General features: G+C 57.4%; 23 protein-coding genes and 4 tRNA genes. 9 read left to right on the top strand and 18 right to left on the bottom strand.

The window, feature by feature from the left end; all coding sequences use genetic code 11:
• From KMP13_RS07620 to KMP13_RS07610, 3 genes are all read left to right on the top strand, one after another.
• Complete coding sequence (locus KMP13_RS07620; RefSeq protein ID WP_215265246.1) at positions 1–618, top strand: pimeloyl-ACP methyl esterase BioG family protein; 618 nt, start codon at positions 1–3, stop codon at positions 616–618.
• Entirely contained in the window at positions 615–1,403 is a 789-nt protein-coding gene (locus KMP13_RS07615) for a methyltransferase (protein WP_215265245.1), read from the top strand. The genes KMP13_RS07620 and KMP13_RS07615 overlap by 4 nt, the downstream gene beginning before the upstream one ends.
• Before the next feature lie 134 nt (positions 1,404–1,537).
• Complete coding sequence (locus KMP13_RS07610) at positions 1,538–2,053, top strand: DUF2478 domain-containing protein (protein WP_215265244.1); 516 nt, start codon at positions 1,538–1,540, stop codon at positions 2,051–2,053.
• Between the two features lie 155 nt (positions 2,054–2,208).
• Here the strand turns inward: KMP13_RS07610 and KMP13_RS07605 are convergent.
• Positions 2,209–2,292 (bottom strand) — tRNA-Tyr (locus KMP13_RS07605).
• A 119-nt stretch (positions 2,293–2,411) separates the two neighbouring features.
• On the opposite strand from KMP13_RS07605, the gene rlmB reads away from it, so the two are divergent.
• The 3 genes from rlmB (at position 2,412) to KMP13_RS07590 (ending at position 4,515) form a co-directional block, all read left to right on the top strand.
• Positions 2,412–3,188: a 23S rRNA (guanosine(2251)-2'-O)-methyltransferase RlmB gene (rlmB, locus tag KMP13_RS07600; RefSeq protein ID WP_215265243.1), complete on the top strand. Its 777-nt coding sequence runs from the start codon at positions 2,412–2,414 to the stop codon at positions 3,186–3,188.
• Positions 3,189–3,397: 209 nt separating this feature from the next.
• Positions 3,398–3,859, top strand: coding sequence for a YHS domain-containing (seleno)protein (locus KMP13_RS07595; RefSeq protein ID WP_215265242.1), 462 nt, complete (start codon positions 3,398–3,400; stop codon positions 3,857–3,859).
• Between the two features lie 230 nt (positions 3,860–4,089).
• A complete protein-coding gene (locus tag KMP13_RS07590) occupies positions 4,090–4,515 on the top strand; it encodes a CoA-binding protein (RefSeq protein ID WP_215265281.1) in 426 nt (141 codons plus the stop codon).
• 33 nt (positions 4,516–4,548) lie between these two features.
• Here KMP13_RS07590 and KMP13_RS07585 read toward each other — a convergent pair whose 3' ends face one another.
• Together KMP13_RS07585 and hisF are read right to left on the bottom strand one after the other, a co-directional pair.
• Positions 4,549–4,866 carry a phosphoribosyl-ATP diphosphatase gene (locus tag KMP13_RS07585; protein WP_215265241.1) on the bottom strand — a complete coding sequence of 106 codons (318 nt, stop codon included), beginning with the start codon at positions 4,864–4,866 and terminating at the stop codon, positions 4,549–4,551.
• A 10-nt stretch (positions 4,867–4,876) separates the two neighbouring features.
• On the bottom strand, positions 4,877–5,638 hold the full coding sequence (gene hisF / locus KMP13_RS07580; protein ID WP_215265240.1) for an imidazole glycerol phosphate synthase subunit HisF: 762 nt from the start codon (positions 5,636–5,638) through the stop codon (positions 4,877–4,879).
• Positions 5,639–5,740: 102 nt separating this feature from the next.
• On the opposite strand from hisF, the gene KMP13_RS07575 reads away from it, so the two are divergent.
• Complete coding sequence (locus KMP13_RS07575; RefSeq protein WP_215265239.1) at positions 5,741–6,193, top strand: DUF302 domain-containing protein; 453 nt, start codon at positions 5,741–5,743, stop codon at positions 6,191–6,193.
• 68 nt (positions 6,194–6,261) lie between these two features.
• Here KMP13_RS07575 and hisA read toward each other — a convergent pair whose 3' ends face one another.
• From hisA to KMP13_RS07560, 3 genes are all read right to left on the bottom strand, one after another.
• Positions 6,262–6,984 (bottom strand): 1-(5-phosphoribosyl)-5-[(5-phosphoribosylamino)methylideneamino]imidazole-4-carboxamide isomerase, encoded by a 723-nt coding sequence (gene hisA, locus KMP13_RS07570; RefSeq protein ID WP_215265238.1) that lies wholly within the window; start codon positions 6,982–6,984, stop codon positions 6,262–6,264.
• Between the two features lie 76 nt (positions 6,985–7,060).
• Positions 7,061–7,312 (bottom strand): WGR domain-containing protein, encoded by a 252-nt coding sequence (locus KMP13_RS07565; protein WP_215265237.1) that lies wholly within the window; start codon positions 7,310–7,312, stop codon positions 7,061–7,063.
• 167 nt (positions 7,313–7,479) lie between these two features.
• Complete coding sequence (locus KMP13_RS07560; RefSeq protein ID WP_215265236.1) at positions 7,480–8,016, bottom strand: peroxiredoxin-like family protein; 537 nt, start codon at positions 8,014–8,016, stop codon at positions 7,480–7,482.
• An 89-nt stretch (positions 8,017–8,105) separates the two neighbouring features.
• Here KMP13_RS07560 and KMP13_RS07555 point away from each other — a divergent pair, with 89 nt between their 5' ends.
• The gene (locus KMP13_RS07555; RefSeq protein WP_215265235.1) at positions 8,106–8,840 is read left to right on the top strand and encodes an AraC family transcriptional regulator; all 735 of its coding nucleotides are present in this window, start codon (positions 8,106–8,108) and stop codon (positions 8,838–8,840) included.
• Positions 8,841–8,847: 7 nt separating this feature from the next.
• Here KMP13_RS07555 and hisH read toward each other — a convergent pair whose 3' ends face one another.
• The 12 genes from hisH to KMP13_RS07495 form a co-directional block, all read right to left on the bottom strand.
• The gene (gene hisH, locus KMP13_RS07550) at positions 8,848–9,486 is read right to left on the bottom strand and encodes an imidazole glycerol phosphate synthase subunit HisH (RefSeq protein ID WP_215265234.1); all 639 of its coding nucleotides are present in this window, start codon (positions 9,484–9,486) and stop codon (positions 8,848–8,850) included.
• Positions 9,486–10,073 (bottom strand): imidazoleglycerol-phosphate dehydratase HisB, encoded by a 588-nt coding sequence (hisB, locus tag KMP13_RS07545; RefSeq protein ID WP_215265233.1) that lies wholly within the window; start codon positions 10,071–10,073, stop codon positions 9,486–9,488. The genes hisH and hisB overlap by 1 nt, the downstream gene beginning before the upstream one ends.
• Before the next feature lie 486 nt (positions 10,074–10,559).
• Positions 10,560–11,912 (bottom strand): aminotransferase, encoded by a 1,353-nt coding sequence (locus KMP13_RS07540; protein WP_215265232.1) that lies wholly within the window; start codon positions 11,910–11,912, stop codon positions 10,560–10,562.
• Between the two features lie 178 nt (positions 11,913–12,090).
• Positions 12,091–12,165, bottom strand: a tRNA-Gly gene (locus KMP13_RS07535).
• 180 nt (positions 12,166–12,345) lie between these two features.
• Positions 12,346–12,420 (bottom strand) — tRNA-Gly (locus KMP13_RS07530).
• 102 nt (positions 12,421–12,522) lie between these two features.
• A complete protein-coding gene (locus KMP13_RS07525) occupies positions 12,523–13,431 on the bottom strand; it encodes a NaeI family type II restriction endonuclease (protein ID WP_215265231.1) in 909 nt (302 codons plus the stop codon).
• A 118-nt stretch (positions 13,432–13,549) separates the two neighbouring features.
• Positions 13,550–14,509, bottom strand: coding sequence for a DNA cytosine methyltransferase (locus KMP13_RS07520; RefSeq protein WP_215265230.1), 960 nt, complete (start codon positions 14,507–14,509; stop codon positions 13,550–13,552).
• Positions 14,510–14,644: 135 nt separating this feature from the next.
• A tRNA-Gly gene (locus KMP13_RS07515) sits at positions 14,645–14,719 on the bottom strand.
• Between the two features lie 202 nt (positions 14,720–14,921).
• Positions 14,922–15,584, bottom strand: a complete 663-nt coding sequence (locus KMP13_RS07510; protein WP_215265229.1) for a hypothetical protein — start codon at positions 15,582–15,584, stop codon at positions 14,922–14,924.
• Positions 15,585–15,936: 352 nt separating this feature from the next.
• Complete coding sequence (locus tag KMP13_RS07505; RefSeq protein WP_215265228.1) at positions 15,937–19,380, bottom strand: pyruvate carboxylase; 3,444 nt, start codon at positions 19,378–19,380, stop codon at positions 15,937–15,939.
• 366 nt (positions 19,381–19,746) lie between these two features.
• Complete coding sequence (locus tag KMP13_RS07500) at positions 19,747–20,901, bottom strand: alpha-hydroxy acid oxidase (protein ID WP_215265280.1); 1,155 nt, start codon at positions 20,899–20,901, stop codon at positions 19,747–19,749.
• Between the two features lie 53 nt (positions 20,902–20,954).
• On the bottom strand, positions 20,955–21,389 hold the full coding sequence (locus KMP13_RS07495; protein WP_215265227.1) for a BLUF domain-containing protein: 435 nt from the start codon (positions 21,387–21,389) through the stop codon (positions 20,955–20,957).
• Positions 21,390–21,666: 277 nt separating this feature from the next.
• Here KMP13_RS07495 and KMP13_RS07490 point away from each other — a divergent pair, with 277 nt between their 5' ends.
• Positions 21,667–24,066 carry an ATP-dependent helicase gene (locus KMP13_RS07490; RefSeq protein WP_215265226.1) on the top strand — a complete coding sequence of 800 codons (2,400 nt, stop codon included), beginning with the start codon at positions 21,667–21,669 and terminating at the stop codon, positions 24,064–24,066.
• Positions 24,067–24,390 lie beyond the last annotated feature (324 nt).

The following is a 24,390-nucleotide window of genomic DNA, read 5'->3' as shown; positions in this document are numbered from 1 at the left end:
ATGAACGGGCGCTGGTTGCATCAGTCGGGACAAGAAGAGGCCATGGTGGTCTTTGGCGGTTGGGCAGTCGGATCCGCGCCGTTTGACGCGCTGCCCAAGGATCGCGATGTCTATTTCCTGGATGACTACCGCGATCTTGATGCGGACTTGCCCGATCTGAGCGTCTACTCTTCGGTGGATCTGGTGGCCTGGTCCTTTGGTGTCGCGGCCTTTGGTCATTGGCAGGCCGAAAACCCAACTGCGTTTCGCCACCGCGTCGCTCTCTGTGGCAGTTTGAACCCGGTCGACCGCAGGCAAGGGATCCCGCCGCTGGCCTATCGTCGGACCATCGACGGGTTAACGCAAGCCAGCTATCAACAGTTCCAGACGCGCGTCTTTGGGCAAGAGCAAGGCGAGGCAGAGATCGATGTCGCGGCGCGTCGCGCGGAATTGCAGGCGGTCGAAGGGCGGGGTGCGGCGCCTGACACGGTCTTTGATACGGTCTGGATTGCGCAGAACGATGCGATTTTCCCCCTGCAAAACATGCAACGCGCCTGGGCTGGGCAGGAGCCGCGTGTCGTTGATGCGCCCCATGCGCCATTTGAGAAAATTTCCAGATGGGACGCGTTTTGGTCATGAGAGATCATCAACGTAGCCAGGACAGCCGGTCCCGTGTCCGCGACAGCTTTCGTCGTGGGTTGGACACCTACCACGATGCGGCAATTGCCCAAAAACGCATTGCCCAGGACTTGGTTGCGATGTTGCAAAGGGCCGGTGCGCCCGAGCGTATGACCCGCGCGTTTGAGTTCGGCTGCGGCACCGGGCATCTCACCCGCGCGCTAGTGTCCGCACATAACATCGACACGCTTTTGCTGAACGATCTGGTCGGTGAAGCCGAAGGCAGCGCCTGCCAGCTAGCACGCGAGCATTGTCAAAACGTGCAGTTCACCGCAGGCGCGATCGAACAGCTCGCACTGCCGCAAGATCTCGATCTGGTGGCCTCTGCGTCGACCCTGCAATGGGTGCGTGACGGGCGGTTGGCGCTGGAACGCCTTGGCGCGGCGCTAAAACCCGGTGGCTATCTGGCGCTCTCAACCTTTGGGACGTCCCATTTCCATGAATTGGTCGCCCTCGGCTCCGATGCGGCGGCACCAAATTATAGTGACGCTGAAACCTTGGCCGCGTGGTTACCGGCCGGGATGGAGCTTGTCACGCTCAGACAAGCGCCTGTGGTTTTAAATTTCGCAACCGCATCACAGGTCCTACGACATCTGCGCGCGACCGGGGTCAACGCCCGATCTGGTTGCCAGTGGAGCAAACGCATGCTCGCGGAATTCGACGCGGACTATCGCAACCAGTTTGGCGATGGCGCGCAGCTGCCGTTGACCTATGACACGGTCTGGATGGTCGCCCGCAAGGTCTAAGCACGGGCTTGCATGACCACGATGTGAAGTTACCACTGCAGGGCGCATTATCGCGCCCACTGGCGCTTTGCGCTACCTATTGCTAGCCTTGTCCGGCGCACTGCCGTGCACGGATGAAATAAGGAAGTACCCAAATGCAACTGGCCTATGTACGAGACCCTGAACGTGGCGCCACTGATAAATTGCTGAGCGCATTGGCAGACAGGCTGCAGGAGCTGGGCATTCGAACCGCGGGCATTGTGCAGATCAACGAAGAGATCTGCGATACCGAATTATGCGACATGGATGTAAAAGTTCTGCCGGACGGTGCGCATATTCGCATCTCACAATCCCTGGGCCACGAGTCTCGCGGATGTCGCCTGGACCCCGAAGCATTGGAGCGCGCGGTTGCACTGGTGCAAGAGAGCCTGAAGCAGGAGCCCGCACCGCAAATTCTTTTGGTCAACAAATTTGGCAAACACGAAGCGAACGGGCGCGGCATGCGTGTCGTCTTTGCCGAGGCTCTGGAACGTGGAATTCCGGTTGTGTCAGGCGTGAACAAAATGAACGTGGATGCGTTTCACGACTTTAGCGGCGGCATCGCCGAGGCCGCGCCATTGGATGTGGATGGTTTGGTAAACTGGGTGCAAAACTGCCTGCAGGACGCGTGAGGGCGCGTAAATGGCCCATAAAAATAACGCGCAATCAATGTTTTATTGATTGCTCATGTTTCACGCAGTCTGTGGATAAGTCCGGGATATTTTTTGCCGATGGCGGATCTCGCCACCATTCTCACTTTTGCAATTATGTCTTGAAAGAGTGAAAATGGTGGGCGACCCTGGAATCGAACCAGGCGTGCGTCTCCGCGAGGGAGTTACAGTCCCCTGCCACACCTTGCGGCCTGTCGCCCACTGTCAGGTGACTGTTGCACCTGACGTGGAGGCGTGATTAATACCGCCACCTGCTGGCGTCAACACGAAAATCACCTGATTTTTGCGATGACCTTAAAATTTTTGTCCGGAGCGGAAAATGTCCAAGAAACCCAAATGGGTCGTCGAAAAAGAACAGGCGAAAAAGGCCGCTTCGGCGGAGACTGTGTGGCTGTTTGGCCTGCATGCTGTGCGCGATGCGTTGCTGAACCCAAAGCGGGAAAAACTGCGCCTGATGGTGACGCTGAATGCGCGTGACAAACTGGCGGATGCGATTGCCGAAAGCGGCATCGAGCCCGAGATGGTCGACCCGCGCAATTTCAAAGCCCCCATCGATCCGAATTCGGTGCATCAGGGCGCGGTGCTTGAAGTGAAGCCGCTGAACTGGGGTGGGCTGGCCGAAAGCTGCATCGGCGCCGAGGTGCCACGGGTGCTGTTGCTGGATCGTGTTACCGATCCGCATAATGTCGGCGCGATCCTGCGGTCTGCCGAGGTTCTGGGGGCCAGTGCTGTGATCGGCACTCGCCACCATTCCGCACCTGAGACGGGCGCCTTGGCCAAAACCGCCAGCGGTGCGCTGGAACGCCAGCCCTATCTGCGGATGCGCAACCTGGCCGATACAATCACCGAGCTGCAGTCCATGGGCTTCTTGGTCCTGGGACTCGACGGTGAAGCGGAAGAGACCATCGAAGAGGTCCTGGAAGGGCGCACGGGGCATCCCGTGGCATTGGTACTGGGCGCAGAAGGGCCTGGATTACGACAAAAAACCAAGGAAACCGTCGATAAGCTTGTCAAAATCGATGCGGCAGGCGGGTTTGGGTCGTTAAATGTTTCAAACGCCGCGGCGATTGCGCTCTATGCCTCGCTGCGCGGGTGATGAAACTGACCTTTCGGGGCTGTTTTGCACAATAAATAGGCGAAAATCCGGGTTGAGTTAGAATCAACCCGGTGTGTTGATTTTCTCAATAAGGTTTCCCTATCACATAATCGCGACCTGTCTTGATCCACGGCCGGGATGCGGCATTTTGGAGACCTGTTTGGAATCAAACGCGGCGTGCGTTTTTAGGTTTAAGGTACGATTGAGTAATGCGGTTTTTGACAGCAACTGCGGTTGGATTGACACTTGTTCTGACCCCAGTCTCGGCTTTTGCCGAGCAGCGCACACTTGCCCATTCAATTTATTATCAGGACCTTGGCTACGCAATTGGCGGCTTTGATCCTGTCTCCTTCTTTGTCGAAGATGAACCTGAACACGGTGCCATGTCCTATTCCGTGATGTGGAAAGGCGTGACGTGGTTGTTTGCCTCAGCCGAGCATCAGGCGATGTTTGAGGCCAATCCACGTGCCTATGCGCCGCGCTTTGGCGGTTATTGCGCCTATGGGGTTTCGGGCGGCTATTTGGTGTCGGGTGATCCCAACAGCTTCGAAATCCGCGACGGCGCGCTCTATATGCTGCATAGCCCGGACATTCAGACGCGCTGGCGCCGCGATCCCGAAGAGCGGTTGACGATGGCGCATGAGAATTGGCCAAATATCCTGCGCGATTGACGATGCTATAGCCTAGGGCTTTGAAACCTAGGCAGGAAAATGCTCACGATTTCGAGAGTGAGGGTTTAAATGCGCGGCCAAAGACCCAGATAATAGAGCAGGACTGCGGATTGGAACTTCCGCAGATCACTTCACTGTCCCTCGTTCCGTACTTAGCGCCCAGTATTGACTGGGCGCATTTTTGTTGGTGGGTTGCGATCATGACGTATGCCGCAAGTGAGGACGCCGAGATGCCGCTAACAACCGACGAAGACATCCGCGCCGCATTGTCGTCCGCCAAGGTTATTGCGCTGGTCGGGGCCTCAATGAAGCCTGAACGTCCCAGCAATTACGTGGGTGAATTTCTGCGCCAAAAGGGCCACCGGGTCATCCCGGTCAATCCCGGGCATGCGGGCAAGACGCTGTTTGGAGAGACCGTGCACGCCAGCCTCAGCGAGATCGAGGCCGATGTGGATATGATCGACATCTTCCGACAGTCAGATGCGGTGCCAGGCATCGTCCAAGAGGCGCTGTCGCGTTTTCCCAAGTTACAGACCATTTGGATGCAGTTGGACATCACCCACTCAGAGGCCGCCAAAGAGGCCCGTGCACGTGGTGTGCGTGTGATCGAGGATCGATGCCCGAAAATAGAATATCCGCGCCTGATGGACGTCTAAAGCCGTCTGGCAGGCAACAACAGCGCTGGCCGCTTACCCCTTGGGGCGGGCCGCTTTTTCCGCGATACCGCTGAGGCCCTGACGCTCTGCCAGAACGGACAACACATCATCCAACGCCACATCACGTGCGGCCAACATGACCAGGAAGTGGTACAGAACATCCGCCCCTTCGGAGGCGAGCTTGTCCTTGTCGTCCTTCACTGCCTCGATGATGGCTTCAATCGCTTCTTCACCAAATTTCTCGGCACATTTCTCAGGGCCTTTGGCGAGCAGTTTGGCGGTCCAACTGCTGTTAGGATCCACAGTTTTGCGCGACAGGATCGTGGTTTCCAGATCGTGGAGAATGGTCATCTGCGTCTCCTCACGCCAGCCGCATTGGGATGCCCGCGGCCTGCATATGCGCCTTGGCTTCCTGGATGGTGTATTCGCCAAAGTGGAAGATCGAGGCCGCCAGAACAGCAGAGGCGCCGCCTTCGGTCACGCCTTCCACCAGGTGGTCCAGATTGCCAACGCCGCCTGATGCAATGACGGGCACCTTTACCGCGTCTGAAATGGCTTTGGTCAGGGGTAGGTTGAAACCCGATTTGGTGCCGTCACGATCCATCGAGGTCAGCAGGATTTCACCGGCGCCTTTGCCGGCCACTGTGCGGGCAAACTCCACGGCATCGATGCCGGTTTCCTTGCGCCCGCCATGGGTGAAAATCTCCCACTTGCCGGGAGAGACGGTTTTGGCGTCAATCGCGCAAACAATGCATTGGCTGCCAAACTGGTCGGCGCTTTCTGCGATCACGTCCGGATTGGCCACGGCGGCGGAGTTGAACGACACCTTGTCAGCACCGGCCAGGAGCAGTGCGCGCACGTCCTCTTTGGTGCGCACACCGCCGCCGACGGTGAGCGGTACGAAACACTGCTCAGCCGTGCGGCGCACCACGTCAAACATGGTTCCGCGGTTTTCATGGGTGGCATGGATGTCCAGGAAGCAGATCTCATCCGCGCCGGCCGCATCATAGGCTTTGGCGCTTTCGACCGGGTCGCCCGCATCGCGCAGGCCGACAAAATTCACGCCTTTGACAACACGGCCGTCAGCCACGTCCAAACAGGGGATGATGCGGGTCTTGAGCATATTTTCGTGATCCTGTGCCTTTTCGGGATGTTTCTAGGAGGTTGCGTCCTAAAACACCAGTGCGCAGTGCGAGTTGGCTGCGCAGTAGAGAGGGAGATTGTGATGAACACATTGAGAGCAGCAATTGTAGGAGCCATGGTGATGCCAGCTTTGGTACAGGCCGGAGAAATCGCACAGGTTAAATCAGCCCACGACGTGCCCACAACCATGGACGCGCTTGAGGCGGCTGTGAACGGGGCAGGGGCCACCGTCTTTGCGCGGGTTGATCACGCAGGCGGCGCGGCCAAGGTCGATTTGGAGCTGGCACCGTCGGAGCTGCTGATCTTTGGCAACCCCAAGCTGGGCACGCCCGCGATGCAGGACGATGCGCTGGCGGGGCTGTACTTGCCGTTGAAAGTGCTGGTCTATGCAGATGCCGCTGGCGATGTCTGGCTGTCGTATGAAGAGCCAAAGGCAATGCTGGGCAAGCTGGACGGTGTTTCGACCGAAGCGGAATATCTGGCCAAAATGGCCGGTGCGCTTGGCAAGTTGACGGCCAAGGCCGCAGGCGAATAAGCGCCGTACCTATAAGAAAGGGCGGCGCAATTTGCCCCGCCCATTTTGCCGTCGATGTAGCCGTAGGCTTAGGCTTTCAAAACTGCCAGAGCTTCGGCCAGATCAATCGCGCCATCATAGAGCGCACGGCCCGAGATCGCGCCGTTCAGCTCTGCACCGCAGGATTTGAGCGCACGCAGATCGTCCAACGAGGACACGCCGCCAGAAGCGATCACCGGGATTGACACCGCATTGGCCAGATCTGCCGTGGCGGGCACGTTCGGCCCCTTCATCGCGCCATCGCGCATAATGTCGGTATAAATGATCGCGGCAACGCCCGCATCCTCAAACGATTTGGCGAGATCGGTGACCATCACATCAGTCTCTTCCGCCCAACCTTTGGTCGCGACTTTGCCGTTGCGGGCGTCAATGCCCACCGCAACCTTGCCCGGAAACTCACGCGCGGCTGCGCGCACCAGATCGGGGTTTTCCACCGCAACGGTACCCAGGATCACCCGTGCCAGACCTTTGTCGATCCAGTTGGCGATGGTTTTCATGTCGCGGATGCCGCCACCCAGCTGAGCAGGCACTTTGGTCTGTTTCAGGATCTCTTCGACAGGGGCCGCGTTTACCGGTTCACCGGCAAAGGCGCCGTTCAGATCCACCAGATGCAGCCATTCACAGCCCGCTTTGACAAACTCCAACGCCTGAGCAGCAGGGTTGTCGTTGAACACGGTGGTTTTGTCCATGTCGCCATGCAGCAGACGCACGGCCTGGCCGTCTTTGAGGTCAATCGCGGGATAAAGGATCATGGCAGCGCGCCTTGTGCAAAATTCAGTTAGCGATCTTTTGCACAAGGTGGGGTGGGAATGCAATCGGCGGTGCTGGTCACAACAGGCCAAGCTGCACTGGAATGGGGACAAAGCCGCGTTTGATCTGACGTGCACGGCTGGCTTCGGCCAGGGTCAATGCTTCTGCATAGGAGGTAAAATAACTGCGCCGCGTGGTGCCGCCCGCGTCGCCCAAAGGACCGGTGGTCAGCTCCACGCACCATTCCCCCAACAGAGTCTGGCTGAGGCTGACGCAGCAATAGCGGTGCTGGCCTTCAACATGGTCGAATTTTTCAAGTCGGACGAACACGATGCGCGGTGGATCTCAGGAGCAAAGAAACTGTCTGGCACCTTTGCCCGATCACGCGGGAACTGTCCATATTTGTAACGGATGTGTGGCGCTGGTTTTGTGATCTTATACGCCGTCGGAAAACCCGTGGGCCTGGACCCCGTGTTGGGATCCAGGTCGCAGATGTTTTATACGTCGCCGGTGTATTCGCCACGGGCCGGGTAGTTGTTCGGGATCGCGAAATCCAGCGCGCCAACCAGCTCTTTGAAGTGAGGACGTACAAACGGCATGGTCTGAACCGCACCGTAATAGAGCGTCTGCTGCGGGGTTACCATGAACAGGCCGGGCTCAGAGAACAGCGCAGGCTCCTCGATACCGATCGAGGTCTTGCCGCGGCTGGTGGAGATATAAAGACCCCATTCCTTAGCAACGCTCAGCGACAAGTCATAGCCAAAGCGCAGCTTTTCGGCGCCCACGGATTCGATCATCTGGCGGGTGCGCTCTTCGCCGTCCGAGCTGATGGCGATTGTGGCCACACCACGTTCAGCAAAGGCATCAACCTGTGCTTCGAACTCTTTCAAATAGGTCGCGCAGATTGGGCAGTGCACGCCGCGAAAGAAGCAGATCACGGTGCCGCGTTCTGCGGTTTCAGTCGTTAGGTCAAATGTGCCATGGCTGACGGTTGGAACCGACAGGGCGGGGACTTTCAGACGAGGGATCAACATGGTGGGCCTCCTATGCCAAATGTATTGAGCCCGGGTTTGCCACATGTTAATGTTAGGAAAACACGAAAAACCTAACCGAAAGACCCGAAATGGATCGTTTGACCACTTTGATGACCAAATTCCACCTTTCGGTGCGACGGGCCGATAAGGGGCGTGCGAACCTTTTGGTTTTTGGTGGCGACGACGGGGTGCCGCTGCAACTGGTCTACTATACGTCGGGAGCAGTATCAGAGGTGCCCGCGCAGACTGTGCTCTGGGCCGGAGAGGTCGATTGGGCCGGTGATGTGAACCCGTTCGTGGTCGCGCTGCCGGATGTGGTGCGCTACGATTTGTCCAGCAATCCCGAGGCTTTGGGCGTTGTGCAGATGATGCGCAGCGAGATGGATGGCGGGCGTTGTGGCGCGCAATCGGTGGTCAACCGGCTGGCCGAAGTTCTGATTGTCCGTCTGCTGCGCGATCAATTGCAACAGGGCGCGACAGAGGCCGGGCTTTTGGCCGGGCTTGCCGATCCGCGTATCAGCCGTGCGGTGGTGGCGATCCATGACAAGCCGGGGTGCAATTGGACCAACGCAAGCCTCGCAGATGAGGCCGGGCTGTCCCTATCGCGTTTCTCTGAGGTTTTTGCATCCACTGTGGGGGAGACCCCGATGAGCTATTTGCGCCGTTGGCGTCTGACCTTGGCCCAGCAGGATTTGCAACGCGGTTCGCGGGTGGATGCGGTGGCACGGCGCTATGCCTATGCCTCGGGTGAGGCGTTCTCGCGGGCGTTTCGGCGCGCATACGGCGTCTCCCCCATGGCAGTCCGCAAGGGAGAGACGGTTTGAATGCTGATCAAGGTGCCCAGGTCAGGAAGTTTGCGATCATGCGCAGGCCGACGTCCTGGCTCTTTTCCGGGTGAAACTGCATGCCGAGGATGTTGTCGCGCCCGATCACGGCCGTCACATCGCTTGCATAGTCCACATGCGCCAACCGTTCCGCAGCCTTGGCCACGCGGAAATGGTAGGAATGCACGAAATAGACATGATCGCCTGAGTTGATGCCATCAAACACCGGGTGGGCGTGGTCGATCACCAGATCATTCCACCCCATATGGGGCACTTTGAACGTCGCATCGTTTGGCTCGATCTTGACGACATCGCCGTCGACCCAATCAATGCCGTTGGTCTCTTCATATTCGTGGCCCGTGGTGGCCAAAAGCTGCATGCCGACACAGATGCCAAGGAAGGGACGCCCCTTTACCTCAACCGCGTCCACCATCGCGTCATAGATCCCTTTGTGGCCGCGCAGCTCTGCCGCACAGGCAGGAAAGGCACCATCGCCGGGCAGCACCAGCCGGTCCGCCCGCGCAATCACATCCGCATCCGATGTGACAACAACCTCACCTACGCCGATCTCTTGCGCCATGCGCTGAAAGGCTTTTTCGGCGGAGTGCAGATTGCCGCTTTCGTAGTCGATGATGGCCGTCAGCATCAAAGCGCCCCTTTGGTTGAGGGGATGGCATCTGCCTTGCGCGGATCCGTCTCAACCGCGGTGCGCAGCGCCCGGGCCACGGCCTTGAACGCTGCTTCGACGATGTGGTGGCTGTTGAACCCGTGCAGCTGATCCAAGTGCAGTGTGATGCCGCCATGGGTCGAGAACCCTTGGAAAAATTCACGCACCAGCTCGCTGTCGAAAGTGCCGATTTTCTGCGTAGGCAGCGCGATGTTCCAGACCAGGAAGGCACGCGCCGACAGATCCAGCGCGCAGCGCACCTGGGCGTCATCCATGGGCAAGTGGCATTCCCCATAGCGGCGGATGCCCTTCTTGTCGCCGAGCGCCGCAGTCAAAGCCTGCCCCAGCGCGATGCCGGTATCTTCAACAGTGTGGTGATCATCGATGTGGTAGTCGCCCTTGGCGCGGATGGTCATATCGATCAACGAATGGCGCGCAAGCTGGTCCAGCATGTGGTCAAAGAAACCAACGCCGGTCTGATTGTCGTATTCACCGGAGCCATCCAGGTTGATGTCCACGATGATTTCGGTTTCCGCCGTTTTGCGGGTGATCTGTGCTGTGCGCATGGTTGATCCTTCCAATCCTGCGCCGTGCTTATAGGCGCTGAGGTGGACATGGCTCAAGCCTTGTCAACATTTGTGTGGAAAAAGAGATCACAGGTTTGCGCACGGTGGGTATGTAAAATTGCATAACCCATTTGCGATAAATTCATGTAAGCTGATCCTGCGCCTATGGTAGCAAGCGCGGAGCGTATTGCCGTGTGACATGATACTGGAAACCACAAGTTTACCTGTAAAATGACCGCCACACGGCATATGCCGAAAAGATAGCAACCTACTAAGCGCAAACCGGACGTGCGGGGAACAGATGCACGTCCGGCCAGTATTGCACCACAAAACTCGTTACTATCTCACTATAACCTAGAAACACGGGAAATCACAAAAAAAAGAGTATCGGATTTGTGATTTTTCAGCCGTGCGTCGATGGATTTGATCTGAAACGCTAAAGGTTAACTGCCTTGTGCACCGCATAGGATGCACAAGGCTTAGTCGCTAGTTGGCGATCAATCCTTGATCATTCAAATCCGTAAATGCCTGATCTAGAGATGTTTTTACGCGCGAAATGAGGTCGTTCACTTCATCCACTGTGATGATCAGCGGTGGGCAGAATGCCAAAGCGTTGCCGCCGACGGCCCGTAAAATCAAGCCGTTTTTTTCACATGCTTTTTGCGCTGCAGCACCTCCGGCGGCCTTTTCAAAACTGGCTCCGGTTGTCTTGTTCGATACCAGTTCAAGCGCTGCGATCAATCCTTTGCCGCGCACCTCGCCGACCAGCGGGTGATCGGTGAACGATTCCCGCAGCTGCGCCTGAAAATAGTCGCCGACATCCGCCGCATGTTCAAAGATCTTGTCGCGCTCATAAATTTCCAGCGTCTTTAGTGCGGCCGCACAGGCGGCTGGGTGGCCGGAATAGGTAAATCCATGGCCAAACACGCCCGCCTGATTTGACGGCTCAATCATCGCTTCGTACATCCAACCCGGGATGACGGAGGCAGAGATCGGGAAATAGGCCGAGCTGAGCTGTTTCGCAAAACTCATAAGGTCGGGTTTGATACCCATCGTGGTGCAGCCAAAATCATTGCCCGTACGGCCAAACCCGCAGATCACCTCATCTGCCCAGATCAGGATGTCATGCTTGCGCAGCATCTCTTGCAGCTTTTCGTAATACCCTTCGGGCGGAACAATGACGCCAGACGCGCCGGTGATCGGCTCGACAATCATGGCAGCGATAGTGTTCGGATCTTCGGCCAGGATCATGTCCTCAAGGTTCTTGAGGATCCGGTCGACAAATTGCGCCTCGGTCTCATTGCCTTGGCGGCCCGTGTAATAATGCGGCGCGTCGGTGCGTAGGATGTTCAGGTCTTCCACCGGGGCGTCGAAATGGGCGAGGTTAACCGGCAAAGACGTCAACGCACCGGCGGCAACCGTTACCCCATGATAGCCACGCTCACGGGTGATGATCTTGCGCTTTTCCGGCTTGCCAATAGCGTTGAAGTAATAACGCAGCATCTTGTAGTGGGAGTCGTTGGCGTCAGAGCCTGAATTGCCAAAGAAGATATAGGCGTCCTCAACAGGCACCATATCGCTCAGTTTTTGCGCCAGTTCCATCAGGGCAGGGTGTGTTTTGCCGCCAAAGGAATGAGAGAACGGCAGGGTGTTCAATTGGGCAGCAATCGCGTCAGCCAATTCGCTGTTGCTATATCCAAGCGAGGTGCACCACAGGCCGGCCATACCTTCGATGAATTTATTGCCCTTTTCGTCAAACACATAGATGCCTTCGCCGCGAACCAGGTTCAACTGTTCGGTCGCCGCAAGATTGGTTGTAGGGTACACGACGGGTGCCATAAGGACCTCCTGCAAAAAAAAATGTCATAGTCCATCCATGCAATAGCGGATGGCTTGATCTACTGTTCACGTGAATGCCTGGAGGGTCAAAGGAAATTTGATCAAATTATCGAGGCGTGGAGAAATGGATCGGCCAATCACAAAAGAACCGCCCATTGGGCGGTTGTTTTGAACCAAATGGAGCGGGCGAGGCGATTCGAACGCCCGACCCTAACCTTGGCAAGGTTATGCTCTACCCCTGAGCTACGCCCGCACTCCGTTTCGGTGAGAGATTGAATAAGCGATGGGCGCGCAGGCTGCAACATCAAATGTGCATTGTGGTGAATGAATTCAGAACTTTTGTCGCACACAATGTTAAGCGACAGATAAGAACGCCAAGCCAAGCCGAATTTAATCTGCCTGGCAACCTGTTGATTCTTTTGAAATTTCCGAATGGAGCGGGCGAGGCGATTCGAACGCCCGACCCTAACCTTGGCAAGGTTATGCTCTACCCCTGAGCTACGCCCGCACTCCGTTTCGGTGAGCGGGATTTACGAAAGCACGCGCAGGAGCGCAAGAGGAAAATGTTGTTTCGGTGAGAAAAAATAGCGCTTTGTCGGTGAAGACAAAGTCAGCTCTGCGTAAGGTTCGGCAGCGCGTCAAATCCCGCCTGCCGCGCCAAGGTCAGATCTGCCACGGTGGAAGGCCTGAACGAGATAAAGCTGCTTGGCCCGCAGTCAGGCAGGTTAAAGGCCCTAATCAACTGCTCGTCCGCGCGCCCCTCCATCAGGACCAGACCTTCGCGTTCCAGGATGTCCCGCGTGCCGCGACCGTTATCCTTGCGAATGCGGCGGGTGAAGTCCTTTTGCCTGGCCACGGCCTCAATCACATCGCGGGGTATGGATCGACCTTGCAGTTGACGAAACAGCTCCGCCATCCGCGCATTGCCGGAGTGACCGGCAAAGATGTTATCAACCGCCTCTGGCGCGACGTTGCGCCAGAAATTCGCTGGGTAGGGCTGCTCCTTCAACAGCCACAAGATGTGGCGGAAGCCTCCGGCCGAGATGCTGCGCTTGGCATCCTTGTTCTTTCCCACAGTCAGATAGGCGGGGCGCGCCACGATGAGGCCTAGATAACACAAAGCCCGTGCCTCATCGGCGGCGACCAGAATGCAGGGTTGATCCACCGCTTCGGTCGGGATCATCCAATTGCTGCCCATGGTGTTTTTGATATCGACGTCCTGGCCGAGGATTTCCGTATCCAGCCGCCCCTTGCGCAATCGCAGCAAGGCGCGCAGTTCAATTTCAACCCGGGTGCCGATATAGGTCTTTTCGGTCTTCTCCAGCTCTTCATAGCTGCGCCGCCCGGTCTTTGTGGTCATGATCACCGCGTCGATACAGTCGCGCAGCATTTGGGGAAACGTCCGCTCCAGCTCAAACGGTCCTCCGGCGCGGGCGGTGATTTCCTTCGACAGCGCCGTCAGGCGGTCAAAGTCGGGGTGCGACCGGGTCAGATCACTTGGCGGAAGACTGCGCTTCATCAGAAAGGCCTCACCTGTGGCTCAGGGGTCATTGTAAGTATTTTCGAAAAGATGAAAGCGGCGGTCGGGCTTTTCATCTTTTTCCAAATACTTAAAGCGCAACCGTGCCCAGCAGAGCCTAGGCAGAGACGCTGCGCAAGTTGGGGCGGGCAATTGCCGCGCTCAATTGTTTGGCCACCGCTGCTGCGACGGGGGGCGGGAAGGCATTGCCGACCTGGCGATAGGCATTGGTTTTTGCCCCGGAGAAGTGCCAGTCATCCGGAAAGCCCTGAATGCGCGCCACCATGCGGCAGGTCAAGCGAGGCATATCGTTGTGAAAGGGATCTGGCGCTTCGTTGGCGATCGTGCGCCCTTCGACGCCCAAAGCAGCCCAGGCGCGACGGGCGCGGGTTGGGCCCAGATCTGGGCCGCCATGTTTTTTGGAGCCACCGACGATAGTGGGCGCGATTTCGCTGGCCTGTTCTTTCCAGGCATCAGCGCCGCGCCAACCGCGTTCCTTCATCAAGTCGATCAAAGTCTCGCCAACGGTCAATGGATTGTGGGGCAGCGGGTCGGGCCAGGCGAATTGGCCGGAGAACTCTTTGCGCAGGGCGATGATCACCACACGTGGCCGCAGCTGGGGCACACCAAAATCTGACGCATTCAACAGCCGCCAATCGGTTTCATAGCCGAGCTTGGACAGTTGTTTTTTCAGCTTCTCTCGGTAATCTAGGAAAACCGCATCCAGAAAGCCGCGCACATTCTCGATCATCACCGCACGGGGGCGGGTGGCGTCGACAATTTCCATCGCATCGTCAAACAGGTTGCGCTCATCCTTTTCGCCCAATTGTTTGCCAGCAACCGAAAAAGGCGGACATGGCAGCCCGCCTGCTAGAAGGTCGATGCCTTTGTAGTCGCCAGTGCGCTCTTTGAAATCGCGGACGTCCTCTTCCAGAACGTTCCACTGGGGGCGATTGTGGCGCAGGGTTGCACAGCAATGTTTGTCAATCTCAACCAGTGCGGTGTGGTCAAACCCCGCCCGTTCCAATCCCAAAGCCTGGCCGCCTGCACCCGCGCAAAGTTCCACCGATGTAAGCATCCTGCCTCGTTCTTGTGTTCTGGATCAGGGTGATCATTGTTCGCCCTCTGTTCCTATCGCTTGCGGCGATTCTGATCAAGGGAGGGAGGGGGTAAAAACAACAAAACCGCCCATCGGGCGGCTTGTTTGTCCGAATGGAGCGGGCGAGGCGATTCGAACGCCCGACCCTAACCTTGGCAAGGTTATGCTCTACCCCTGAGCTACGCCCGCACTCCGTCTCGGTGACGCGGTTACTAGGCAAAGCTGGGCAGGGCTGCAAGGGTAAAATGCATGAAAAGGCGCCGATACCTGAAAATTGTGAGCCCTGCGCTGTATTGCTGTTTTGTCTACCTTTTGCCAGCGGTCGGGCGAGCACTGCACACGTTTTCTAATCAATCATGCTTGGTACGAAGAGCAGCCTTGCGCAGGGAAGCTATTGGTGGAACTTTGCCAGTGCATAGCCATAGATCAAATAGTCTTCGTGATGGAAAGCGCGAAACTCCCTCAAGAAACCTGGGTCGGCTTTGAATTCGCCCTTGCCCGGAGTGACGTTCGACTTAGGGATCTCTTCGTTTGCAACTTGAGACAGACCAAGGGCGTTCAGGCAATTCCAGATCGAATTCTGTAAGTTCTCGTAAACACCAATGTATGAAAACGCACCTAGTGGTGTATGGGCGAGGTACTGCGCGTAAATGCTTTTCATTTCGTCGCTTAGCGCGAATTCTTCAAAGCTCCAATTTTCGGTCTTCATTTTCTTCCAAATGAAATGGTCCACGTTTTGAAGTGCGTTCCAGAATTTGTAATGGGAATAGGCCCTTTGAAGCGGGCCTCGTAAGATAGTCACCAAATTTGAATTCTCAGCGCTTAGCAAATTGTCGCCGAGATATTTGACGGGAAAAAAATGGCCGAAGACAATCGCGTGCCTGCTGAGGTTCTGCGGGTGACGCAACAGTTCCCCCAATCGCTGCGCGCGTTCCGCGGGCGGAAGCCTGAAGTGACTGTTATAATCAGTTATCAATCGACCAGGTTCTGTTTGTGCGATCATCTCGCGCAGAGAGGTGCCAGCACATTTCGGCATATGCAGAAATAGGTTCATAAGCTGTTCTTGGATCTAATATAGTAGGTCTATGTCGTATGTTTTGCTGCGAATATTGGGCGTCCAAATAATTTTTGCCACCCTCCTTGCGGGTGATCGCAATGATCTGAAGCCCTAAAGAAGCAATCAGATGCAGTGACGCCTGCTTTTCTTCCTAAAAAAGCGAAGTCCTGACGTGAATATGGAGCAATGAACGTAAAGGAAGGGTGCATGTTTCTAGGTTTCGCGTCTGTGCCTGCAGGCCTGCTTTAGGACGCGGAAACATTGAAACGGGCTTCAGGTTTTGTCGGCATCACGCCGTTTGAAGCTGTCCCCCTCCGGACAGGAGGGGGAGTGTGTTCTTGAAGCGACCTTACTCCAGCTCAACCAGCAGATCTTTTGCGTCGATCTGTCCGCCTGCGTGAACATGGACGGCAGCGATGGTTGCGTCACGTTCGGCGTGGATGCCGGTTTCCATTTTCATCGCTTCGATCGTCAACAGGAGATCGCCTTCTTTGACCTCTTGTCCGGGCTGCACCGCGACCGAGGCGACGACACCGGGCATCGGTGCACCGATGTGGTTGGCATTGCCTGCTTCGGCTTTTTTGTTTGCGGCCTGGGTGGCGGCAACTTTGCGGTTTGGCACCCGGATCACACGGGGCTGGCCATTCAGTTCAAAAAAGACTTTGACCTCACCTTTGTCATCGGTTTCACCAATGGCCTGCAGGCGGATTTCCAGTTTCTTGCCGGGATCGATTTCGGCGGCGATTTCCTCGCGCGGCTCCATCCCGTAAAAGAACGTCTTGGTCGGCAGCGTCCGAACGGGGCCATAAAGGCGGTGGCGTCCCATGTAGTCCAAGAAGACCTTGGGGTACATCAGGTAGCCGTTCAGATCCTCATCATCGACGGTGAAGCCTTCCAGCTCTGCCGACAGCTCGGCGCGGGTGGCCTCCAGATCGACAGGCTCCAGATGGGCACCGGGGCGCGCGGTGTTTGGCGCGTCGCCTTTTAGAACCTTGTTGACGATACCTTCAGGGAAGCCACCGGGGGGCTGGCCCAGGTTGCCGCGCATCATGTCGACCACAGAGTCGGGGAAGGCCACATCAGTGTCGGGGCTTTCGACCTCGTCGCGAGTGATGTTCTGGCTGACCATCATCAGGGCCATGTCGCCAACCACTTTGGATGACGGCGTCACTTTGACGATATCGCCAAACATCTGGTTCACATCCGCATAGGTCTGGGCGACCTCGCTCCAACGCTCTTCGAGGCCCAGAGACCGCGCCTGTGCTTTGAGGTTGGTGAACTGACCACCGGGCATCTCGTGCAGGTAGACCTCGGACGCGGGCGCCTGAAGGCCGCTTTCAAAGGCCAGATACTGGCTGCGCACCTGCTCCCAATAGCCAGAGATCTCGCGGATTTTGGAGATGTCCAACCCGGTGTCGCGGTCGGTGTTTTTCAGCCCTTCGACGATCGAGCCCAAGCAAGGCTGCGAAGTGCCGCCTGAGAAGGCGTCCATGGCTGCGTCCACCGCATCGACACCTGCGTCAGCAGCGGCGAGGATGGTGGCCCCGGCAATGCCTGAGGTGTCGTGTGTGTGGAAGTGGATCGGCAGTCCTACTTCTTCCTTGAGCGCTTTGACAAGTACCCGAGCCGAGGCCGGTTTCAACAGGCCCGCCATGTCTTTGAGACCCAAAACATGGGCGCCTGCAGCTTCCAGTTCTTTGGCCATGCCGACATAGTATTTGATGTCATATTTGGCGCGAGCCGGATCCAGGATATCACCGGTGTAGCAGATGGTGCCTTCGCAGATCTTGCCGCTCTCCACCACAGCGTCCATGGCGACGCGCATGTTTTCCACCCAGTTCAGGCTGTCAAAGACGCGGAACACATCGACACCGGTGACAGCCGCCTGGCGCACAAACTCCTGCACCACATTGTCCGGATAGTTGGTGTAGCCCACGCCGTTTGACGCGCGCAGCAACATCTGGGTCATCAGGTTCGGCATGGCATCGCGCAGATCGCGCAGGCGCTGCCAGGGGCATTCCTGCAGGAAGCGATAGGCCACGTCAAAGGTCGCACCACCCCAGCATTCAACCGAGAACAGCTGGCTGAGGTTTTGCGCATAGGCCGGGGCCACTTTGATCATGTCGTGTGATCGCATACGCGTGGCCAGCAGCGATTGGTGCCCGTCGCGCATGGTGGTGTCGGTCAGTAGCAGTTGGCGCTGTGCCTTCATCCAATCGGCGACAGCTTGTGCGCCTTTTTGCTCCAGCAGGTTGCGGGTGCCATAGGGTTGCGCGCTGTTGTCGACCTTGGGCGCGCGGGGCGCTTTTAGGTCGGCAGCGGGTTTGGCGCGGCCTTCGGTCTCGGGGTGACCGTTCACTGTGATATCCGCGATATAGGTCAGAACCTTGGTGCCGCGGTCCTTGCGCTTGGCGAATTGGAACAGCTCCGGCGTCTCGTCGATGAATTTGGTGGTGTATTCATTGGACAAGAAGGTCGGATGCTTCAGCAGGTTCTCAACAAAGGCGATATTGGTGGACACGCCACGCACCCGGAATTCACGCAAAGCGCGGTCCATACGAGCGATGGCTTTTTCAGGCGTTGGCGCCTTGGCGGTGACCTTGGTCAGCAGGCTGTCATAGTACCGCGTGATCACGCCGCCCGCATAGGCGGTGCCGCCGTCGAGACGAATGCCCATGCCGGTGGCCGAGCGGTACGCGGTGATGCGGCCATAGTCGGGAATGAAATTGTTCAGCGGGTCCTCGGTGGTGACCCGGGTCTGCAAGGCGTGACCGTTCAGGTGGATTTCATCCTGCGCGTTCTTACCGGTGGCCTCGGCAATTGTCTTGCCTTCGGCGATCAGGATCTGCGCTTGCACGATGTCGATGCCGGTGACTTCTTCGGTGACGGTATGTTCCACCTGCACACGCGGGTTCACTTCGATGAAGTAGAACTTGCTTGTGTTCATATCCATCAGGAATTCGACGGTGCCTGCGCATTCGTAGTTCACATGAGCGCAGATTTTGCGACCCAATTCACAGATCTCGGTCCGTTGTTCTTCGGTCAGATAGGGGGCAGGGGCGCGCTCAACGACTTTCTGGTTGCGGCGCTGCACGGAACAGTCACGTTCAAACAAGTGGTAGATTTCACCGTGTTTGTCGCCCAGGATCTGCACCTCAACGTGGCGGGCGCGGGTGATCATCTTTTCCAGATAGCCCTCACCGTTGCCAAAGGCGGCTTCGGCTTCGCGGCGGCCTTCCAGCACTTTTTCTTCCAGCTCATCCTCGGACAAGATGGGGCGCATACCGCGTCCACCACCGCCCCAGGACGCTTTGAGCATCAGGGGATAGCCGACCTCACCCGCCTCTTTCTTGATTGCGGTCATGTCATCGCCCAGCACTTCGGTTGCCGGGATCACCGGCACGCCGGCCTGAACCGCGACACGGCGCGCCGAGGCTTTGTCGCCCAGGGCGCGCATGGTCTCGGCCTTGGGGCCGATGAAGGTGATGCCGTTGCGCGCGCAGGCGTCGACAAAATCGGGGTTCTCAGACAACAGTCCGTAGCCGGGGTGGATCGCATCCGCGCCACATTCTTTGGCTACGCGGATGATCTCATCAATCGAAAGATAAGCCGCAACGGGGCCCATGCCTTCGCCGATCCGGTAGGCCTCATCCGCCTTGAACCGGTGTAGGCCCAGCTTGTCTTCCTCAGCATAAACAGCGACGGTTTTCTTTCCCATCTCGTTTGCAGCGCGCATAACCCGGATCGCAATCTCTCCGCGGTTTGCGATCAGTATCTTCGAAAAATCCGTCATGTCTTCCCCCGGTCAAGTCGGTTTGCGCAGAGTGTTAGGCGGAGAATGAAGTGGGGTATACTCGTATTTTTAGGTATTTTCCCGCCTATTTGCGACTTTCGCCCCAGAAATAAGGCACTTAACCGGCGGCAAATAAAATGTATCGAGACATTTCGGAGGGGGGAATTCGCAAAATTTTGATGGCAACGCACAACAGTTAGCGCAAAATCGGTCACCGCGCCTCGAATCAATGCAGTTTTTGCAAAGGAAATCAGCGCAGATAGCGTTAACATTGATGCAGGTAACTCTTTGCGCGTTGACGTGATTTGATCATATTTGCGTTGGGTACAAAGTTCGATACAATCCGCTCTGGTGATCTGTTTGGTGTCAATCCAACTCAAACCGGGGGGCCTGTCGCACCTCAGGCAGGGTCGCGACGCCGAGTTGGCCCATGTTGGCAAAGAGATCTTTCTTCAAAACATCGATCAAATGAGCAGGCCCGCGCGGGCCCAAAGCCGCGAGCGCAAAATGAAAGCCGCGCCCCATCATGACCAGATCCGCCCCCAGCGCAAAGGCGCGCAGAATGTCCAAGCCGGTCTCCACACCGCTGTCCAGGATCAGGGGTAAATCGGTGGCAGCACGGATCTGCGTCAGCGCTTCAATCGTTGCGGGGGCCGCATCAAACTGACGCCCGGCGTGGTTTGACACCCAAAGAGCGTCACAGCCGATCTGCTCCAACCGGGTCGCATCCTCGGGCCGCAGGACACCTTTGGCTACCAGTGGGCCGTCCCAATTGTCGCGCAGCCACGTGACATAGTCCCAGTCAGGTGAGGTGCGCAGCAGGTATCCGATATGAGCCGTGGAGGACCGCGACATCATGGGGGAGGTGGTGTAGGTATCGAGCGTACGCATCCGCGGCATGCCCCGGCGCGCCATGCCAGTGGCCCAGGCAGGGCAGGTGGCGATCTGGGCCAATAAGCGCGGGGTCAAACGAGGCGGCTGGGTCAGGCCCGATCTGGTTTGCCGTTCCCGGCGCGACGCAACCGGCACGTCCAGTGTCAGAACCAATGTCCCAAATCCGGCTGATTTCGCCCGGGCCAGCATGTCTTGGCGAATGTCGGGATCTTTGGGCGGGTAGAGCTGGAACCAGGCCTGATCACCCACATGCGGGGCAAGGTCTTCGGGGGATTGGCTCGCAACCGTGCTCAAACAATAGGGAATGCCCGCCTCCCGCGCGGCGCGCGCCAGATGGCCTTCGGCATCGGGCCAGATCAGCCCGGACATGCCGATTGGTGCCATTCCAACTGGCAAAGGTAGGGACGCGCCCAGCCAGAGTGTCGACACATCACACTCGAGCGGGCCATGCAGAACTGAGGGCACAAAGCCGATCCGATCCAGTGCGCGCCGGTTGCGCTGTTTGGTCGCCTCGACCCCTGTACCACTGTCGAGGTATTCCCAAACAAAGCGCGGCAAGCGGCGCTGCGCACGCCTGCGCAGATCGCTGAGCGCTGGGAAACGTTGATCTAAATCCATATGGGGCATAGTCATCGGATTTTCCGGGCTGTCCAGATCAAAGCCCTACTTATGGCGGGGGGTTAAGCCGCCGCCATCCGCTTGAAGCTCGCAAGAAACTGGCGCACGACGGCCCGCACCTCGGGGTCATCGCCGCGATCTGGGCTGTTCATGGGAATGAGCGCGTCAATTGACAGGGCCGCATCCTTTGCCTGCTCTGGCAGTTGCTCGGGGTGAAACAGGCTCATCTTCCAGTCGGGAAAGGCGCGCTGCGTTATCGGGGTGCTTTGCAACAACTGCATATGGCTGTGGCGCTTGTCCTGTTGGATCCTGCCGTAACACTGCGCCAGCGCATTTTCGGGCCCTTCCAGCACTTGCAAAAAGCGGGATTGCAACAAAACCAGCATGCCCGTCAGCCCCGCTTTGGCGTTTCGCGCTTGCGCTTTTGCGATCAATCGACCGGTTTCCAAGGACGACATGGGGCGGGTGGTTTGGCTCAGATAAATCAATCGGTGCATCAGCATACTCCCATAACTCGCCCGAGTGCCGCGCACGCACAGCATTCTGGCGTCAGACATTACATGTCATTCAGATTAGGGTTGAGCGGGCGATATGTGTCATGCGCATCCGTGGAAGCGCGTCACCCATTGGTAGTGCCAGCCTGCCGATGCGGATGGGGAATTGCGGCGCAGCTATCCCAAAGCGCGGGAAATTTTTGGAGATCCGTGTAAAATGCGCGAACAGACTGTGAACATCCTCTTTCCGCTTTGACTGAATCACGTTAGGATCGCGGGCATGAGCAGCTTTGACGAAATGGACGCCTTTGAAGGCGCATCGCTTTCCGCCCGTGCGATGGCCGCACGCCCGATGCCTTACTTGGATGGGCTGAACCCGGCCCAGCGGGAGGCTGTTGAATGTCTGGAGGGGCCGGTTCTGATGCTGGCCGGCGCGGGCACCGGCAAGACCAAAGCGCTTACCACTCGGATCGTGCATTTGCTGAACACCAACAGCGCGCGTCCGAACGAAGTGTTGGCGGTGACCTTTACCAACAAAGCTGCGCGCGAGATGAAGAACCGCGTCGGCGCGATGATGGGGCAGGCGATCGAGGGGATGCCGTGGCTTGGAACCTTTCACTCGATCTGCGTGAAACTGCTGCGCCGCCATGCAGAGCTGATTAGCGCCGAAGACGGCGATGGCGTGATCGAAGAGGCGCGGCCTGCGCTGCACCTGAAGTCGAATTTCACCATTCTGGACACAGATGACCAGATCCGCCTGCTCAAACAATTGATCAAGGCCAATGGGATCGATGACAAACGCTGGCCCGCCCGCATGCTGGCCGGGATCATCGACGATTGGAAGAACCGTGCGCTGACACCGGAGAAAGTGCCAACTGCGGACGCGGGTGCCTACAATCACCAAGGGCCGGAACTTTATAAGCAATATCAACGCCGTCTGCTGGAGCTGAACGCGGTCGATTTCGGTGATCTGCTGCTGCATGTGGTGACGATTTTTCAAACGCACCCGGACATTCTGGCCCAGTACCAACGCTGGTTTCGGTTCATCATGGTGGACGAGTACCAAGATACCAACGTCGCGCAATATCTCTGGTTGCGGCTTCTGGCCAGCGCCCATCACAACATCTGCTGCGTGGGCGACGATGACCAATCGATTTATGGCTGGCGCGGGGCCGAAGTGGGTAACATCCTGCGGTTTGAAAACGATTTCCCCGGCGCCAAAACGGTTCGGCTGGAGCAAAATTACCGATCAACCGAACATATCCTTGCCGCCGCCTCCAATGTGATCCGGGGCAATCAGGGTCGTTTGGGCAAAGAACTCTGGACCGAGGCGACTGGAGGCGAAAAGGTGCGCTTAATCGGCCACTGGGACGGCGAGGAAGAGGCGCGCTGGATCGGGGAAGAGATCGAATCTATTCAACGCGGCAGCCGTGGCATGCGGCCGATGGATCTGGACAAGATGGCGATTCTGGTCCGGGCATCCCACCAAATGCGCGCGTTTGAGGACCGGTTTCTGACCATTGGACTGCCGTATCGTGTGATCGGCGGTCCACGCTTTTATGAACGTTTGGAAATTCGCGATGCGATGGCCTATTTCCGGGTTGTGACCTCACCCGATGATGACCTCGCGTTTGAGCGGATCGTCAACACGCCGAAACGCGGGCTGGGCAACAAAGCGCAGCAAACCATTCAAAGCGTTGCGCGGACCAATGGCGTGTCCCTGGTGGAAGGGGCACGATTGGCGGTTGAGGCCGGACTGATCAAAGGCAAGGGCGGCGCGGCTCTGCGCGTTTTGGTCGACGATCTGCGTCGTTGGGGGCGTATGGCCGGTGATGGGCATATGACCCATATGGAGTTGGCCGAGACCATCTTGGATGAAAGTGGCTACACCACCATGTGGCAAAACGACAAAACACCTGAGGCTCCGGGACGTCTGGAGAACCTTAAGGAATTGATCAAAGCCCTTGAAAGCTTTGAAAATCTGCAAGGGTTTCTGGAACACGTCAGCCTCGTGATGGACAATGACAGCCAGGACGCCGAGCAGAAGGTCAGCATCATGACCCTGCACGCGGCCAAGGGTTTGGAGTTCCCCGCAGTGTTCCTGCCGGGCTGGGAAGATGGCCTGTTCCCATCACAACGCTCAATGGATGAAAGCGGTCTCAAAGGGCTCGAAGAAGAGCGGCGGCTGGCCTATGTGGGCATCACCCGCGCCGAGGAAGTCTGCACGATTTCCTTTGCGGGCAACCGTCGGGTGTTTGGTCAATGGCAATCGCAATTGCCGTCCCGCTTTGTCGATGAGCTGCCCGAAGAACACGTCGAAGTCCTCACCCCGCCCGGCTTGTACGGCGGCGGATACGGTGCTGCGGCGCCTACATCGCCGCGTTCAACAATCGATGAAAAAGTATCCCAGGCGGATGGCTACAACTCTCCCGGTTGGAAGCGGATGCAGGCCAGAATCGGTGAGCACGGCTTGTCACAGCCCAAGGAAAGCCGAAATCAGGTGATCGATCTGAGTGCGGTTTCGGCCTACACATTAGGGGATCGGGTGTTCCATCAAAAGTTTGGCTATGGCGCAGTTGTCGGGATCGAGGGCGACAAGCTTGAAGTTGATTTCGAGAAAGCCGGCCTCAAGAAGGTGGTCGCACGCTTTGTTAGTGCAGACTCCGACGTTCCGTTCTGACGCGCACTGCATGGCTGTTTGGAAGGGGCGGTATCGAAAGATGCCGCCTTTTTTGTCTCATGTTGAATTTGTGATATTTCCGCGTTTTTCTAGAGAGCAGCGGAAAGATCTTCGCGCGACGGTTGAACACGTGTTGCTTGCGACCCTTTGCAGGGTGTCGCCATGTTCCCAGCCCGCAAAGCCACGTTCAATCTCATGGATCCAGACACAAAAAAACGGTGACACCAGGGAGGAGGAGGGTGCCACCGTTCTTTGTAACATCAGAGCAAGGGAGGAGGAGCCCTGACGCATATATGGCCGATTGGCCGTTGTTAGGTCGCGACG

The sequence above is a fragment of the Epibacterium ulvae genome, assembly GCF_018678075.1.
Lineage (GTDB): Bacteria > Pseudomonadota > Alphaproteobacteria > Rhodobacterales > Rhodobacteraceae > Epibacterium > Epibacterium ulvae_A.
The sequence above is the reverse complement of the archived record's forward strand: the minus strand, read 5'-3'. Positions and strand labels throughout refer to the sequence as shown.